The sequence below is a fragment of the uncultured Pseudosulfitobacter sp. genome (assembly GCF_963976325.1).
Taxonomy (GTDB): Bacteria; Pseudomonadota; Alphaproteobacteria; order Rhodobacterales; family Rhodobacteraceae; genus Pseudosulfitobacter.
Window position 1 is genome coordinate 47,181 of record NZ_CAXBJW010000006.1, and the last position, 16,195, is coordinate 63,375.

General features: G+C 60.4%; 15 protein-coding genes. 6 read left to right on the top strand and 9 right to left on the bottom strand.

What is annotated here, in order from left to right; translation table 11 throughout:
- Window positions 1-46: 46 nt before the first annotated feature.
- Window positions 47-1,606 carry an ABC transporter substrate-binding protein gene (locus AAC077_RS14840; protein ID WP_339770940.1) on the bottom strand — a complete coding sequence of 520 codons (1,560 nt, stop codon included), beginning with the start codon at window positions 1,604-1,606 and terminating at the stop codon, window positions 47-49.
- A gap of 156 nt (window positions 1,607-1,762) precedes the next feature.
- Between AAC077_RS14840 and AAC077_RS14845 the strand changes: the two genes are divergently transcribed.
- From AAC077_RS14845 to AAC077_RS14855, 3 genes are all read left to right on the top strand, one after another.
- Window positions 1,763-2,689, top strand: coding sequence for a LysR family transcriptional regulator (locus tag AAC077_RS14845; RefSeq protein ID WP_339770942.1), 927 nt, complete (start codon window positions 1,763-1,765; stop codon window positions 2,687-2,689).
- Between the two features lie 83 nt (window positions 2,690-2,772).
- Entirely contained in the window at window positions 2,773-3,813 is a 1,041-nt protein-coding gene (locus AAC077_RS14850; protein WP_339770944.1) for an aromatic ring-hydroxylating dioxygenase subunit alpha, read from the top strand.
- Window position 3,814: 1 nt separating this feature from the next.
- Complete coding sequence (locus AAC077_RS14855; RefSeq protein ID WP_339770946.1) at window positions 3,815-4,993, top strand: 2Fe-2S iron-sulfur cluster-binding protein; 1,179 nt, start codon at window positions 3,815-3,817, stop codon at window positions 4,991-4,993.
- 35 nt (window positions 4,994-5,028) lie between these two features.
- Here the strand turns inward: AAC077_RS14855 and AAC077_RS14860 are convergent, their stop codons facing one another.
- From AAC077_RS14860 to AAC077_RS14870, 3 genes are read right to left on the bottom strand one after another with little or no spacing between them, the layout of a single operon-like run.
- Window positions 5,029-6,654: an ABC transporter ATP-binding protein gene (locus AAC077_RS14860; protein WP_339770948.1), complete on the bottom strand. Its 1,626-nt coding sequence runs from the start codon at window positions 6,652-6,654 to the stop codon at window positions 5,029-5,031.
- A 2-nt stretch (window positions 6,655-6,656) separates the two neighbouring features.
- Window positions 6,657-7,514, bottom strand: coding sequence for an ABC transporter permease (locus AAC077_RS14865; RefSeq protein ID WP_339770950.1), 858 nt, complete (start codon window positions 7,512-7,514; stop codon window positions 6,657-6,659).
- Window positions 7,515-7,520: 6 nt separating this feature from the next.
- A complete protein-coding gene (locus AAC077_RS14870; protein WP_339770952.1) occupies window positions 7,521-8,477 on the bottom strand; it encodes an ABC transporter permease in 957 nt (318 codons plus the stop codon).
- A 143-nt stretch (window positions 8,478-8,620) separates the two neighbouring features.
- Here AAC077_RS14870 and AAC077_RS14875 point away from each other — a divergent pair, with 143 nt between their 5' ends.
- From AAC077_RS14875 to argE, 3 genes are all read left to right on the top strand, one after another.
- Window positions 8,621-9,304, top strand: coding sequence for a GntR family transcriptional regulator (locus AAC077_RS14875; protein ID WP_339771098.1), 684 nt, complete (start codon window positions 8,621-8,623; stop codon window positions 9,302-9,304).
- Window positions 9,305-9,451: 147 nt separating this feature from the next.
- Window positions 9,452-10,714 (top strand): NAD(P)/FAD-dependent oxidoreductase, encoded by a 1,263-nt coding sequence (locus tag AAC077_RS14880; RefSeq protein ID WP_339770954.1) that lies wholly within the window; start codon window positions 9,452-9,454, stop codon window positions 10,712-10,714.
- The gene (argE, locus tag AAC077_RS14885; RefSeq protein WP_339770956.1) at window positions 10,701-11,855 is read left to right on the top strand and encodes an acetylornithine deacetylase; all 1,155 of its coding nucleotides are present in this window, start codon (window positions 10,701-10,703) and stop codon (window positions 11,853-11,855) included. The genes AAC077_RS14880 and argE overlap by 14 nt, the downstream gene beginning before the upstream one ends.
- Here the strand turns inward: argE and AAC077_RS14890 are convergent.
- From AAC077_RS14890 to AAC077_RS14910, 5 genes are all read right to left on the bottom strand, one after another.
- Complete coding sequence (locus tag AAC077_RS14890) at window positions 11,852-12,778, bottom strand: LysR substrate-binding domain-containing protein (RefSeq protein ID WP_339770958.1); 927 nt, start codon at window positions 12,776-12,778, stop codon at window positions 11,852-11,854. The genes argE and AAC077_RS14890 overlap by 4 nt on opposite strands.
- Window positions 12,779-12,824: 46 nt before the next feature.
- Entirely contained in the window at window positions 12,825-13,499 is a 675-nt protein-coding gene (locus tag AAC077_RS14895) for a DUF1028 domain-containing protein (RefSeq protein WP_339770960.1), read from the bottom strand.
- On the bottom strand, window positions 13,496-13,912 hold the full coding sequence (locus AAC077_RS14900; protein WP_339770962.1) for a RidA family protein: 417 nt from the start codon (window positions 13,910-13,912) through the stop codon (window positions 13,496-13,498). The genes AAC077_RS14895 and AAC077_RS14900 overlap by 4 nt, the downstream gene beginning before the upstream one ends.
- Window positions 13,909-15,051 (bottom strand): SRPBCC family protein, encoded by a 1,143-nt coding sequence (locus AAC077_RS14905; protein ID WP_339771101.1) that lies wholly within the window; start codon window positions 15,049-15,051, stop codon window positions 13,909-13,911. Before AAC077_RS14905 ends, AAC077_RS14900 begins: the two co-directional genes overlap by 4 nt.
- Before the next feature lie 240 nt (window positions 15,052-15,291).
- Window positions 15,292-16,194 carry a LysR substrate-binding domain-containing protein gene (locus AAC077_RS14910; protein WP_339770964.1) on the bottom strand — a complete coding sequence of 301 codons (903 nt, stop codon included), beginning with the start codon at window positions 16,192-16,194 and terminating at the stop codon, window positions 15,292-15,294.
- Window position 16,195 lies beyond the last annotated feature (1 nt).

Consider the following 16,195-nt stretch of genomic DNA (forward strand, 5'->3'; position numbering starts at 1 on the left):
GCATATGTGGGTGGCGGGCCGGGGAGAGGTAGCCCGCCAATCGGGATCAGGCGGCAAACCACCAACGTTCAGAGGCACGGTTGCCGTCCACGTCCCAATCGCTTGCGATCTGCTCGCCCGTGGCGACCTTGCTTGATTTGGCATCGAGGATGTCGGCCCAGATCGGGGCGATCATGCCGCCGTCTTCGTGGATGAGACTTTGGCACTCCCAGTATAGCTCCTTGCGCTTGGCGTCGTCCTTTTCGCCCCGCGCGGCGACCAGCGCGGTGTTGAAGGCGTCGTTGTCCCAGTGAGTCGCGTTCCAGCTGCCGAGGCTTGCCCGCGAATAGGCTAGCGTCAGCATCAGATCTTCGTTGGCGCGGCCGGACCAGCGCGAGGCAAAGAACGGCGTCTTGCCCCAAATGTTCGACCAATAGCCGTCTTCCGGCTCGCGCGAGACCTCGATGTCGATCCCTGCTGCCGCAGCGTGCTGGCTGAAAAGTTGTGCGGCATCCACGGCCCCGGCAAAGGGGGTGTCGGATGCGTGTAGGACGTGCTTGTGCCCTTCGATCCCTGCTTTTTTCATCAGCGCACGTGCCTGTTCCGGATCGTAGCTGTGCTGCGGCAGGTCGGGGTAGTGGTTCGGATAAGCGCTCGAGATCGGCTGGTCGTTGGCGATGGAGCCGAAGCCGCCGAGGATCTTGTTCACCATGTCCTCGCGGTCGATGGCCAGTTTCATGGCCAGGCGCACGTCGGGGTCCTGATAGGGCGTTTCGGACAGGTTCATGGAGAAGCAATAATGCATCTTGCCCTGCACCTGGATCAGGTCGATGCCGGGCATCGCCTTGATCAGCTGGGCAGTCGTCGCGTCGACGGCGTTCATCGCATCAATTTCGCCGGTACGCAGGGCCGTGGTGCGCGCGTTCACATCGCGGATTGCCAGGATTTCCACTGCGTCGAAATGCGCGCGGCCTTCTTTCCAGTAGTTCGGATTCTTCACCACGCGCGCCTTCACGCCGGGCTCATAGCTTTCCAGAGTGTACCCGCCGGTGCCGATCCCCTCGTCGAAATTCGTGGTCCCGGCCGGAACCACGATCGTCGCGGCCATGGACAGGACCGCCGGGAAGCCGCTGTTCGGACCGGACAGCGTGATGGTCATCTCATGCGGGCCGGTGGCCTGCACGTCGGTCACGTCGGCCATCAGCGACTTGATCACCGAGATGGTCTTTTCGCCGCGATGCAGGTTGACCGAGAACACCGCATCTTCGGCGGTGAAGGGCTGGCCGTTGTGGAACTCTACGCCTTCGCGCAGCTTGAAGGTCCAGACGGTCGAATCGTCATTGCTTGACCATTCTGTCGCCAGTTCGGGGATCAGAACGCCGCCGGGGCCGACCTCGATCAGCGCATTGCGGATCTGGTATTGCAGGTTCTGCATGAATTTGCTTTCGTTGACCTGCGGATCCAGCGTTTCGCCGCTGTCGAAGTCATTGATTGCAAGGCGGAATGTACCGCCCTTTTGCGGCGTTGACTGTGCCCTTAAGGGTTGCCCGTTAAGGCCGAGTACGCCAAGCGTGCCAAAGGCGGCCGCAGTCTGTAGCAATGTACGCCGATTGGTGGAAGTTGTCATGGTTCTCTCCCTGCAGAGATGGTTATGGATATTTGTTTGATTATATGTCTATTCATAATACCGTATGAGGAGACATAAGGCTGGGACAATTCAGTATTCCTGTGATACTGTGTAGCGCAGCTAAACATGCCTCGGTTCGGTGCTGAAAAGGTGACAGTGAAATCCTATTTGCCCCCCTTGCGCGCCTTGCAGGCGTTCGAAGCGTTCGGGCGTCTTGGTTCCGTTGGGGGTGCTGCCCGGGAACTGGGTGTAACCTCGGGCGCAATCAGTCAGCAGCTTAGGGTTCTGGAGGAACACCTTTCGCTGAAGTTGATCAACAAGGACGGGCGCCGGGCCGCGCTGTCCGATGAGGCACTTGCCTTTCACAAGTTGGTCGTCGAGGGGTTCGATCGGTTGCGGATGGCCCATTCACTTGTGCAACGCACAAAGATGGGCGCTGACCTGAAAGTATCAGGACTTCCGACACTTCTTCTGAAATGGCTCAACCCGCTGTTGCACGATATTCAGGCACATCTGGATGACCTTCCCCTGCGGCTTGAGGCCACGCATCTTGAACCGGACCCGGACATGTCGGTCGATATGTTCCGGCTGACTTACGGAAATGTGTCGCAACGGTTTCCGCATGCCAGGGAGTTGTTTACCGATGTCTGTTTCCCGGCTGGTTCCCCTGCTTTTCTCAGTCAGCATCCGGAGGCGAAGACGGTGGAAGGTTTGCAGCGTCTTCCCCTGATCGAAATTGACTGGGGGCCTGCCTACAGCACGGTGCCTCGGTGGTCGGACTGGTTCGCCGCGCATGGCATGTCTCGCACCAGTTTCAAACCGGTGGCGGTGCATTCGCTGTCCAGCAGCGCGCTCGAGGCGGCTGCGGGCGGGCAGGGCGTCGTCCTTGCGCAGAGGTCGTTTGCGCGGTTCGATCTGGAGCTTGGGCGTCTTGTGCGGTTGTCCCAGGACAGCCTGTCCATGCCCGAACCCTATTTTGTCTGCTGGGGTGACACCACGCTGAGCCAGCCGAAAGCACGCGAATTTCTGAACTGGTTGATCGGAATTAGCCGGAAACTCTCGTCAGAAGATCAGGATATCTAAAGTATCAACGATCATTTCTACCTATTAAATGCGTCATGTTCAGACATATTGCGATTAACCCCAAGCAACTTACGAGGTCGCCAATGTTTCTACGCAATGCATGGTATGTCGCCGCATGGAGTACCGAGGTTACGCGGGATCTTCAGCAGATCAAGGTTTTAGGCGAAAAGATCTGTATCTTCCGCACCGAGGAAGACGAGGTTATCGCGCTGGAAGATGCCTGTCCGCACCGCAAACTGCCGCTGTCAAAGGGACGGATCAAGGGCAACACGGTGGAATGCGGCTATCATGGCCTGACCTTTGATTGCGCCGGGCAATGTGTCTGGGCGCCCGGTGGCGGGCGCATCCCCTCGGCAGCCAAGGTGCGGCCTTATCCGATCCACGAGAAATACGGCCTGGTGTGGATCTGGATGGGCAACGCGGCCATGGCAGACCCGGAAGAAATTATCGACATCCCGAATTTTGACAGCCCCGACTGGGGCATCAATGTGGGTGCCGCGATGGAGTTGCAGTGCAATTATCTGCTGATGTGCGACAACCTGCTGGACCCCAGCCACGTGGCCTGGGTACACCAAAGTTCCTTTGCGGCGCCGGCCACGAAGGACACGCCGCTGCGCGTTACCAAGACCGATAACGGCGTGATCGTCCACCGCTGGATGATGGACCACGAACCGGCGCCATTCTACAAGAAGGTGGTCGAGTTTGAAGGCAATTGCGACCGCCTCCAGCATTACGAAGTGCGCTATCCCTCGCACGCCCTGATCCGCGCGGTCTTTACCCCGGCGGGCACCGGTGGGCCGGACGGGCCGCTGCACGAAAACACCTTTGTGATGGACAGCTATAACTTCATGACGCCGACATCCGAGACGGAGACGCGGTATTACTGGTTCCAGTTGCGCAATATCCGCCCCGACGACGAAGCGTTGTCCAAGATGATGTCCGAGGATGTGCGCCACGCCTTCGAAGAGGATCGCGCCATCCTGCAAGAGGTCCAGGTCGGCATGACCAACAAGAACTCTCCGCATATCGACCTGAGCATCGACGCCGGCCAGCTACGGTTCCGCCGTCAGCTTGAGGCGATGATCGCCGAGGAACGGATGGTCGACGCCAAAATGGAAGCGTGAGATGGCCGATGCATTTCGCAGGTTTCGCGTTATCGCAAAGGTGCGCGAAAGCGAAGTCGTCACTTCGTTCCATCTGACGCCGGTCGATGGCGGGCCGCTTTGGCAGGCGCTGCCGGGGCAGTACCTGACGCTGCGGGTGCCGACCGCACAAGGAACGGTGCTCAAGACCTATTCGCTGTCAGGCGACGTGCAGCGGGACGAAGCGCACCGGATTTCGGTCAAGCGCGCGTGCGCGCCTGATGGTGTGGAGGTCCCGGACGGGATTGGCTCCTGCTGGCTGCATGATCAGGTTGAAGAAGGGGCCGAGATCGACATCGCCCCGCCGCGTGGTGGCTTTGTGCTGGATCAGGAAAGCACCCGGCCCGTGCTGCTGCTGGCCGGTGGCATCGGCATTACGCCCCTGCTGGCGATGGCAAAGGTTCTGGCGCGCGCAAAGCGCCGCGTCTGGATCTTTCACGCCAGTGAAAACGGCGATGTCCAGGCGCTGGGTCCGGAACTGAAGGCGCTGGCCGAACGGGCTGAGGGCCGGATTGCCTTGCATGTTGTGCATCGGGCACCGAACGAGAATGACCGGGTCGGAGGCCGCTTTGACAGCGAGGGGGTCATTGACAAGAACCTGCTGCAATCGCAACTGCCGCTGGACGATTACGAGGTCTACATGTGCGGGCCGACCGCCTTCATGGTGGCCATGTATCGCATTCTGACAGAACTTGGCATTCACGAGAACCGGATCGCTTATGAATTCTTCGGCGCGGCCACACCGCTTTATAAGCTGGCAGTGCAACCGGTGTCGGCACCACGCGCCGCCTCACGCGCACCCAAGGCAATTGCCGCGCTGGTAAACCTGACCGACCCAGAGGCCTGGGCAGTGTCAGAGACCCACGAGCCGACGGCCGACGGGGACCGGCAGGAGATGGCCGTCTCGGGCGATTCCGTCCACTTTTCCAAATCCGGGATCACCGCCACCATGGGCGGCGATGTGCGCACGCTTCTTGAAATGGCCGAAGATGCGGGCCTTGAGCCGGATTTTTCCTGCCGGTCCGGCATCTGCAACACCTGTCGTTGCACATTGGTCGAAGGCGAGGTGTCCTATGTTGAGGAGCCGCTGGAGACGCCGCCCGCAGGTCAGGTTCTGATCTGCTGCGCCCGGCCCAAAGGCCGTGTTGTGCTGGACCTCTGACACTTTGGAAATCCCGGTGCGTCGGCGCGCGGTCGTTATCTGGCCGCGCGTCTGGCCTTCAGCACCCCGTCCAGCCAGTCCGGATCCATCTCGGGTAGCGAGGACAGAAGAAGCTCGGTGTAGGGATGGTGCGGTGGTTTGAAGATGTCGTCCTTGGGGCCCTGTTCAACGATATCCCCTTTTTGCATCACGACGACCCAGTCCGCGATCGACCGGACTGTGGCGAGGTCGTGGGTGATAAAGAGATAGGTCAGGCCCATCTCGCGTTGCAAACGGTCCAGCAACCGCAGGATGTCTTCGGCGACAAGCTGGTCGAGTGCCGATGTGACCTCGTCACAGATGATAAAATCCGGCTCTGCTGCCAGCGCCCGCGCGAGGCAGATCCGCTGTTTCTGACCGCCCGACAGTTCGGACGGCAGCCGGTCGATGAAGGACTCGGGGTCAAGCTCGATCATCGTCAGAAGTTCGCGAATACGGGCCTCCTTGGCGGCGCCTTTCATGCCAAGGAAGAATTCCAGCGGACGGCCCAGAACCTCGCGGATGCGATGCTTGGGGTTGAGCGCGGTGTCGGCCATCTGGTGGATCATCTGCACGCGGCGCTGCACGCCTTTCTCGCGATGTCGGTTGAGCGGCGACAGCGTTATGCCGTCGAGTTGGACAGTGCCATTGTCGGGCGGCAACAAACCCATGATCACCCGCGCAAGAGTCGATTTGCCCGAACCACTTTCGCCGACCACCGCCATGGTCTGGCCTCGGTCGATGGTCAGATTGATCTGGTTCAGAACCTGAAGCGTGCCATAAGACGCATCGACATCCTTGATTGTCAGGATCGGCACGGTTTTTTCCCCCAGGTCCATCGGCGTGCGACGGAATTCGCGCACGGCCCAAAGGGATTTGGTGTACTCTTCGCGCGGGTCGGCCAGCATCTGCCGCGTTTCGGCCTCTTCAACCTCGTCGCCCTTGAGCAGCACCTTGATCCTGTCGGCCATCTGCGCGACGACGGCCAGGTCGTGGGTGATATAGATCGCCGCAGTGTGATGTTCACGCACGACCTTGCGTATCGCCGCCAGCACCTCGATCTGGGTGGTCACATCCAGCGCGGTGGTGGGTTCGTCAAAGATGATGAGGTCGGGGCGACAGGCCATGGCCATCGCGGTCATAGCCCGCTGCAACTGCCCGCCCGAAACCTGATGCGGATAGCGAAAGCCGATCTCGTCCGGGTTCGGCAATTGCATCGCGCGATAAAGCTGCACGGCATCCCGCTCGGCCTCTTTCCGCGACATGACGCCATGTTTCACGGGCGCTTCGCTGTATTGCCGGATCAGGCGATAGGCTGGGTTAAAGGCTGCCGCCGCCGATTGCGCCACATAGGCGACGCGTTTGCCACGCAGGTTGCGCAAAGTCTTGGCCGGGGCACCGACGAGTTCCTGACCGTCAAGCTTGATCGAGCCGCCGGCGATGCGGCAGCCCGACTTGGTATAGCCCATGGCGGCAAGGCCCAGCGTCGATTTCCCGGCACCGCTTTCACCGATGAGGCCCAGGATCTCACCGCGTTTCAAAGTCAGGTCGATGCCCTTGACGATGGGCAGCCAGGCACCGCCAGAGCGGCCCTCGATGACAAGATTGCGGATATCCAGCAAAAGGTCGGACGTCTGGGTCATGATCAATCCTCCAGCCCGCTGGCCAAGTGCAACACCCAGTCGACGATCAGGTTTACGGACACGGTCAGCAGCGCGATGGCGCCTGCGGGCAAAAGCGGCGCCAGCCCGAAGGTGGCGGTTTGCCAGGTTGAAAAATCGGCGAAGGAAATGAGCTTGGCGCTTTCGCGGACCATGGCGCCCCAGTCCGCGATGGGCGGTTGCAGCCCCAGCCCAAGGAAGGACAGCGCCGAGATAAACAGGAAGACAAAGCAGAAGCGCAGCCCGAATTCGGCGATCAGCGGGGCAGCCGCATTCGGTAGCACTTCGCGCCGGATGATCCAGAGCAGGCTCTCTCCGCGGATCCGGGCGACCTCGACGTAATCCATGGTCAGAATGCCTTGGGCGACTGCGCGGGACAGGCGAAAGACCCGGGTGCTGTCGAGCACGGCAATCACGAGGATCAGCGAAATGACAGAGGTGCCGGTGATCGTCAGGATCAGGAGGGCGAAGATCAGCGAGGGGATGGCCATCAGAACATCGACCGCCCGGCTTGCGATCATGTCGAACCAGCCACCTAAAGTCGCAGCCAGAAGGCCGAAGGTCGCGCCCAGAAGAAAGGCGAGTGCCGTTGTAAGCAGGGCGATCCCGACAGTATTGCGTGCGCCATAAATCATGCGCGACAATACATCCCGGCCAAGCGCATCAGTGCCCAAGGCATAGGGCGCCGCCCAGGGGCTGTATTGCGGACCGACGATCTCGAATTCGGGGTAGGGGGCAAGAACCGGCGCAAAGATGGCGATAAGGGCGATCAACGTCACGATAACGATGCCGAACCAGGCCGAAAGCGGTGCCTCGCCGAGTTTTCTTATGAACAGCGTCATCGGCGATTACCTCGGGTGAAGCAGGCGTGGATTGGCGATGATCGACAGGATGTCCGCGGTCATGTTCAGCAGGATGTACGTGGCAGCGAAGATCAAACATGCAGCTTGCACGATCGGCACGTCGCGATTTGAGACGGCATCCACCAGCAACTGTCCAAGCCCCGGATAGACGAATACCACTTCGACCAACACCACACCGACGACGAGGTAGGCAAGGTTCAGCGCCACCACGTTGATGATCGGAGCCACGGCGTTCACCAGAGCATGGACCGAGATCACCCGCCAGCGTCGTATGCCCTTGAGATGCGCCATTTCGATATATGGAAGGGCCAGCAGGTTGATGATCGCGGCGCGGGTCATCCGCATCATATGCGCCACCACGATCAGCGTCAGGGTCATGGCGGGCAGGAAGGTGCGGTAGAGCCGTTCACCTAGGCCGGTCGACGCATCGACACTGGCAAGGCTGGGAAACCAGCCGAAGATTACCGAAAAGAGCAGCACCAGGATGTAGGCGACGAAGAATTCCGGAAACGAGATCGCCGCCAGCGTGGCGCCCGACACGGTCTTGTCGAAGGCCGAATTGCGGTAGAGCGCGGCCAGCATCCCCAGGATGACAGCAATTGGGACCGCGATCAGCGCGGCGTATCCGGCCAGAAAGAAGGTGTTGCCGGCGCGTTGCGCAATCAGTTCCGAGATCGGCCGCTGATTGGACAGCGATACGCCAAAATCACCCTGAACGGCATTCGCCAGCCACTCCAGATAGCGCATATGCACAGGGCCGTTCAGATTAAAACGCTCTTTGAACGCGGCGATGGTTTCTGCGTTGGCGGATTGTCCAAGCGTTTCCGTCGCGATGTCGCCGGGCAACAGTTCGATGGCTGAAAAGATCAGAAGGCTCACGATCAGAAGCGTCAGAATTCCCATGACGAGACGGGACAGTATGATCTTGAGAATGGGCGACAAGAGTTCGGTCCTATTGTCTACTTTTATTTCGTTATGTATATCATTATGAAGGTCTTAAGCCGCCTGTATACCCGAAGTTTGAATAGCTGGGCTGGTCTATTGGTTAGGTTGGCTGAAATAATGAAGGGAAAGTGCAATTGACCGTGACCTTCAAGGATGTCAAAGCGGACCTTCTCGATCAGATTGCGCGGGGGATCATGGCGCCCGGCACTTTGATGCCGAACGAGATGGACCTGGCCGAAACCTACGGCTGCGCACGTGCAACGGTCAATCGGGCGATGCGCGAATTGGCGGACGAAGGTATCGTTGAACGCAAGCGCAAGGTCGGCACGCGGGTTCGCAAGGCACCGATCCGTCAGGCCCGCTTTTCGATTCCGATCGTGCGGGAAGAGATCGAGGCGCAGGGGGCAGAGTACCGCTATGCGCTGATCGACAGGACAGTCGCCGAGGTGCCAGACTGGCTGCGCGGGCGACTTGCTCTGACGTCTGGCCAACAGGTGGTGCGGGTGGTCTGCATGCATTGGGCCGATGGTATCCCTTATCAGCACGAAGAGCGCTGGATCAATCCCGAGGTCGTTCCCTCTGTGCTGGATGCAGATTTTTCCGCGAGCGGACCGAATGAATGGCTGCTCGCAGAGATACCATTTTCCAATGCCGAGATCAGTTTTATGGCGGTGGAGGCGACACAGGAAATTGCCGATCACATGGGGTGCTTTGCCGCGAATGCCCTGTTTCGCACCGAACGCACAACGTGGCTGAGGGAGCGGGCAATCACCCTTGTCCGGCTTACGTATCGTCGCGGTCACAGGGTGACGACGAAATACTGACCTGTTGCGGCGCGACCTGAAAGCTGATCCGCGACGTAAGCCTGGGCGCAAGCAGTGCTTAGCGCAATCGTATTTTCAGTCAGTTCTTACCCTGAGTAGATTGATCCGAGACGTGCCAGAAGGCTCGCGGATGCGCAAAGGATTCCCATGTTACCCGAAAAAACGGATACGGTTGTCGTAGGTGGCGGTCAGGCCGGGCTGGCGATGAGCGCGCATCTGAGCGCTTGCGGTATCCCGCATGTGGTGCTGGAACGTGCCCGCATTGCCGAACGATGGCGCACGGAGCGGTGGGATTCCCTAGTGGCCAACGGCCCGGCCTGGCACGACCGTTTCCCCAGCAAGGTTTTTGCGGATACGGCACCGGACTCCTTTGCGACCAAGCACAGCGTCGCGTCCTATTTCGAGGATTTCGCGCGGCAGATCGAAGCCCCGGTTCATTGCGGGGTGGAGGTCCGACACGTCCGGCACGGCGTCGGCGGCACAGGTTTCCGGGTCGAGACATCCAAGGGGACGATCGCGGCGCAAAACATCGTTGCCGCGACGGGGCCGTTTCAAAAACCGGTCATTCCGCCCGTGCTGCCGGCCCTTGACGGTGTGACGCAGATGCATTCATCGGCCTATCGCAACCCGGACCAGCTGGAACCGGGTGCCGTTATGGTCGTCGGCGCCGGATCGTCCGGCACGCAGATCGCCAGTGAATTGCAACGCGCCGGACGCCGGGTTTATCTGTCTGTGGGGCCGCATGACCGGCCGCCACGCCGCTATCGCGGACGGGACTTTTGCTGGTGGCTGGGCGTTCTGGGCAAATGGCAGGCCAGGACGCCACCCGCTGGAAAAGCGCATGTGACCATTGCGGTCAGCGGAGCCAACGGCGGTGAAACGGTCGACTTCCGCCGACTTGCGGACACCGGCATCACGCTGGTTGGTCGGACGCAGGGGTATGATGATGGTGTCGTGCGGTTCAACGACGATCTTGTCGCAAATATTGCCGCTGGCGATGCGAACTACCTGTCGCTGTTGCAAGAGGCGGACGAATACGCCGCGAGAGAGGAACTTGATCTTCCGGCAGAGCCCGAGGCGCATGTTCTTCCGTCCGATCCCGAGTGCCTGACCAATCCGGTCCTGTCACTTGATCTGACAGAGGCGGGCGTCACGACTGTCATCTGGGCGACCGGTTTTGAGCAAGATTTCAGTTGGCTGCATGTCGATACCTTCGCGCCGACCGGCAAGCCGCAGCATGATCGCGGCGTGGCATCGGTCCCCGGCGTCTATTTCATCGGCTTGCCGTGGCTGTCGATGCGGGGATCGGCGTTTATCTGGGGTGTCTGGGTCGATGCCCAACATATCGCACAGCACATCGCGGACAGGCATGGACAGGCGGCGGGGCAGGCTGCACATGCAAACGGTTGATATTCTAAAGGCGCTGATCGGGTTTCCGACAGTCAGCGCCGACCCCAATGACGATCTGATCGCCTATTGCGCGGACCTTTTGCGCGAGGCCGGGGCGCATGTCACGGTGATCCAGGACCCGGTGCAGCCCAAGGCGAACCTTTACGCCACCATCGGTCCGCTGGACCGTGCAGGGGTGCTGCTGTCAGGTCATACCGATGTGGTGCCCGTGACGGGCCAGACCTGGTCGGTGCCCCCCTTCGTGCTGACAGAGTCCGAAGGCAAGGTGTACGGGCGCGGCACCGCAGACATGAAAGGTTTTGTCGCCTGCGCACTGTCCGCGGCCTTGCGCGCCGCGAAGATGGATTTGAAGACGCCATTGCACCTGGCCCTGTCCTATGACGAGGAGATCGGCTGCATCGGGGTGCGGTCGCTGATCGACCTGCTGGCTGCTGCGCCGTTTCGGCCCATGTTCTGCATCGTGGGGGAACCGACAGAGATGATGGTTGCCACAGGCCACAAGGGCAAGACAGCGTGCCGCGTCCTGTGTTCAGGTCGCGAAGGACATTCCGCGCTGGCGCCAACGGCGCTGAATGCCATCCACCTGGCCTGTGACATGATCGCGGCAATTCGCGCGATCCAATCCGAAATCAGCCGCACGTCACTGCCGGATGATGATTATGATGTCCCCTATTCCACGCTGCATGTCGGGCGCATCAGTGGCGGTGTCGCATTGAATATCGTGCCCAATACGGCAGAATTCCTGTTTGAAATCCGCAATCTGCCGGCCGATGATCCGCAGATCATTCTGGATCGGCTGAAAGAGGCCGCGCAGAATATCCTGAAACCGCTGCATCAGACCTTTGCCGAGGCCGACATCAAGATCGAAACCACCGGCAGCTACCCGCCACTTGCCACGGGGCGCGATGCCGATGTGGTCAGCTTTGTGACATCCCTGACCGGTGGCAATGCGACGATCAAAGTCGCCTTTGGCACGGAAGGTGGTTTGTTTTCAACGCAACTGGATATTCCGACGGTCGTTTGCGGGCCGGGGTCCATGGCACAGGGGCACCGGCCCGACGAATTTGTCAGTCGCGCGCAACTGGTCAAATGCGATCAAATGATGGACACGCTTCTGAAGCGGCTTGTCGCGGGAATTTAGGGCTGGTCGTCCGGCATTAGGTGTTCGCCGCGGCCCAACTGGTCCTTGGCGTGGCGAAAGAAGGCCGTGACGATGCCGGACCGATGATCAGACCCCTTGGTGGCCAATCCCAGCACCACGGGCCGGACCGGCCCGGCAAGTGGCCGCGTCACCAGCGTTTCACCGTCCGGTGCCAGATCAGACCGTGAGCGCAGGTTGACCAGACCGAACCCAAAGCCATTGGCGACGAGGCTGCGGACCATCGACATGTCGGATGTCCGCGCGGCGATGTTCGGGCGCAGACCGCAATCGTGAAACAACGACAGGAAATAGTCGCGGCTTAGCGGCAGGTCGAGCAGGATCATGGCCTCGTCTTTCAGCTCTGCCAGGTTCAACGCGGGTTGGGCGGCCTTCGGGTGATCCTTGGCCAACATGACATAGGGCGGCAGGGTCGCCACCGGCTCGAACTGGATATCCTTGGGGATGTCCAGATCATAGGTGATCGCCACGTCGATTTCGGCCTGGCTCAGCATACGCAGCAGATGGGTTTGGCTGCCGTCCTTCAGGCTGACCGATGCGTCCGGATAGGCGGCCTCGAACGACCGGCGCAAGCGGGCGCTGACGATGGGGGCGAGGGTCGACAGTGCGCCAATCGCGATCGGCCCCCGTGCCGTTTCCAGGATGTCGTTGGCAAGATCGGTCAAGCCATTGGCGTCGGACAGGATCTGTTTTGCCGCAATAAACACCCGCCGCCCGCCGGGCGTCAGGGACAGACCCTGCGCATGATGGCGCACGAACAGTTGCAGGCCCAGATCGGTTTCCAACTGGCTGATGGCAGAGGAAATGGACGGCGACGACACGTTGACGCGCTGTGCGGCCATGGCAATCGTGCCAGCTTCGCCAACGGCGACCAGATATTCCAGTTGTCTGAATGAAAAACGCAAAGGCATGTGCAACAGTGGCTTTCGGTGCCCGCAAATTCAAGCGGCGTTACTCATCCCCTGCGACGCCATAGGACGGCGCCTCTCTTGGGTCGATGGCCCGTTGCACATAAGCGTCAAGCTGCGGAGAATATACGGCCCATGCTTCTGTCAGCGCCGCAATCGGGCAGTCGTCGGTCCAGTCGCACCGCAGATCGGCCACCGGCCAGGGCACGGTGTCGCAGATCTGAAGTCCCGCTGAATGAACCGGGCCAGCCTCTCCGCCTGCCGCAAGGCCGGCCTTCATCGCCGCGATCAGGCGATCGCCCAGATGGCCCGTTGCGGTCTCGAACCCCGCCACCATCGCCTGCGGCACCTGCGCATTGGCCAGCAGGTTGCCCGCCGCAATCACGTCCTGCCCGCTTGCTTGCGTCCAGATGCCAAGCGACCGCGGCCCGGAGTGGATCGCCGTGCTGCCGTTCGGATCAATCGCCAGCACCTGGCGATATTCCATGAACTGGCCCTGCGCCTGAACTTTGGAAATTGCGGCCTTTGCGGACAAGCCGCCCTGCATCAGATCCAGCGCCAATGGCCCCAGTCTGGGATCGGTAATATTCTGGCTAGAGACCGCGCCGACACCTGCGCGGGTATAGGAACATCGCGCCGCGACGGCGGGTGAGGACGAGGCGATTGCCGTGCCGAACATGCCCGTATCAGCGCAGCGCGCCACCAAGGAAAAAGTCATGCCGGGATCACCGCGGTGCCGTCAATCTCCACCAGCCATTCCGGCCGCGCCAGGGCCTGTACGACCAGCCCGGTCGACACGGGATGCACACCTTTGATGTATTCGCCCATGGTGCGGTAAACCGCCTCGCGGTGCCGCACGTCGGTGATATAGACGACCACCTTGACCAGATCGGACATCTGGCCGCCCGCCTCTTCGATCAGCTGCTTGATGTTCTGCATGACCTTGTGGGTCTGTTCCACAGGATCATGGCTGTCGATGTTCTTGAAATCATCCAGGCTTTGCGGGCACTGGCCGCGCAGATAGACCGTCTTGCCACCTTGCGTCACCACCGCCTGACACAGATCGTTGTCCAGCGACTGTTCCGGATAGGTGTCCCTGGTGTTGAACTTTCGGATGCGAAGATGGGTCATGTCCGGTCCTGCCTTTTGTCCGCCGCCTGTATGCGGGCATTGATATACTGCGCAAAATCATAGTTTGGCCGTTCAAGATGCGACAGATGTCCCGGCGATGCCGCTTGCGACCGCAGCCCGCGATAGACCTTTTCCGTGCATCCCTTGTCCTCTACGTTCACCTCGTCCAGCAAGGTCTTGAGTTGAACGAAATTCGCCTGCGCGTCGGGATCGTCCTTGTAGTCATTCGACATCCCGCCGCCAAAGCCGATGCGGACCTGGCCCACGCCGTGCGGATGCAGGGCGAGATACCAGAAATACCCCGGCGTCAGAGTGATCAGCAAACTGGGGTAGATGGCCAGCAGAAAGGTCGTGCGGCGACGGTCGCCTTGCATGCGCGTATTGCTGGGATGCGCCAGCGCGATCCTCAGCGAGTCGTCTTTCAGGATGGTGTGGTAGTTGAAGGCGTCTTCGCCCGGCGGGCAGATCATATCATTCAACTTGGACAAGCCGCCGATTGTCCCGGCATGGCAGACCGGCAAGTGGTAGCTTTCCATGAAGTTCTCGGCCAGCACCTTCCAATTGGTATTCCAGATGTGGTTTTCAAAAAAGGTTTCGGTGTAGTTTGCCATGTCATAGTCACCGACAAGATCCTCGACCTTGGCCAGTTGGCGCGCGACAGCCGGGGCGTCCGGGTTGAGCGTCACAAAGACCCAGCCCAGCCATTCCTCACAGCGGATATCCGGCAGACTGTAGTCCGATTTGCAAAATCCATCGTTTTGATCCATCGCCGGTGCCCCGCGCAACGATCCGTCCAGATTGTAGGTCCAGGCGTGGTAGGGGCAGACAATGCTGCGCGTGTTGCCACGGCCTTCGAGCAGCGTCGACATGCGGTGACGACAGACATTCGACATCGCCCGCAAAGCACCGGACTGGTCGCGCAAGAGGATGATCGGCTGATCCGCGAGGTCCAAGGTGATGTAGTCGCCGGGATTGGCCAGCGCGTCCACGCGTCCTGCGCAGAACCAGTCTTGTGCGAAAATTGACGAGGTTTCGCGCGCCAGAAAAGCCTCGGAGGTATAAACCGACGGCGGCATCGCACGGGCCTGTTCAAACGGAAGCGCCACATTTTCAAGAAGTTCTTCGGCTGCGTCTTTCATCCTGTGTCCTTTTGTGACGATCGTGCTGGGTGGGACTCTTGGCCGCCGTGTCTGAGAGTGTCCCCTTGCTTTGCAATACACCCGCGCGGCACAGGGTCGGAGGGCGGAGAAAGCAGATGAACAGCCACTCCGTCGCGTCCTACACATCGTGAGAGATCGAGGGTAAATAAAGCAACCTCTTTCGCAGTCATGCTTTGGAAAAAGCTAACCACGGGCTTTTGAAGCTGAACGACGGCCGCGTCACCCCCCTGGCAAGGTGAACGGCGCGATGCTTTGCTGTACGAAATCCTGCATTTGTTCCCGGATCTCTGCGGCGGGATGGTCCCTGGACGAGATCATCACGGTCTCGTGCAGGATCAGCGGGGCAAAGGGACGCCAGATCACGCCATCGCCCAGATCTGCCTTGGCATTGATCGGGTCAATGATCGCCAGCCCCCCGCCGGTGGCCACCATGTTGCGCGCGATGGCATAATAGTAGCTGAACGCACGGAAATGCAGTGGCAAGCCGACCTCGAACATCATCTGGTTCAACTGGCGGTCCAGCGCATGATCGCCGTTGATACCGATCATCTCGCGGTCGGCCAGGCAAGCGGGGGTGATGACATCGCGGCTGGCCAGGTCATCGTCCTGGCGCATGATGCACACGCATTCCATCGCAAAGACCGAAGCCTTTAACCCGGCGACCGGAACAGGGGAGTCGATCAGGCCGATGTCGATCTGGCCGCTGGCTGTCCAATCCGCGATCTGCCGCGAGGAATGAACCCGCAGTTCGATCGGCGTGCCGGGATGCAGCGCCTGAAATTCGGTGATGACGCGCGGCAGGAAATTCATCGACAGGGCACCGTTGGTCGCAAGGCTAAGGCCCCGTGCCGATCCGCGCCGGATTTCGTCGGCGCGCTTTTCGATCCGGCCAAGCGCCATCAGGCCCTGCGTGACCTCGCCGCGCAATTGCAGCGCCTCGCCCGTCGGGGCGAAAAACCCGCGCTTGCGGTGAAAGAGCCGAAAACCAAGTTCGTCTTCCAGATTGCCAAGCGCGATGCTGACCGCAGGCTGGGTCAGGTTCAGGCGCAGCGCGGCGTTGCTGATCGACCCGGTTTCGAACACCGCATTGAAGACTTCGAGATGTCGCAACTTCAGAGACATG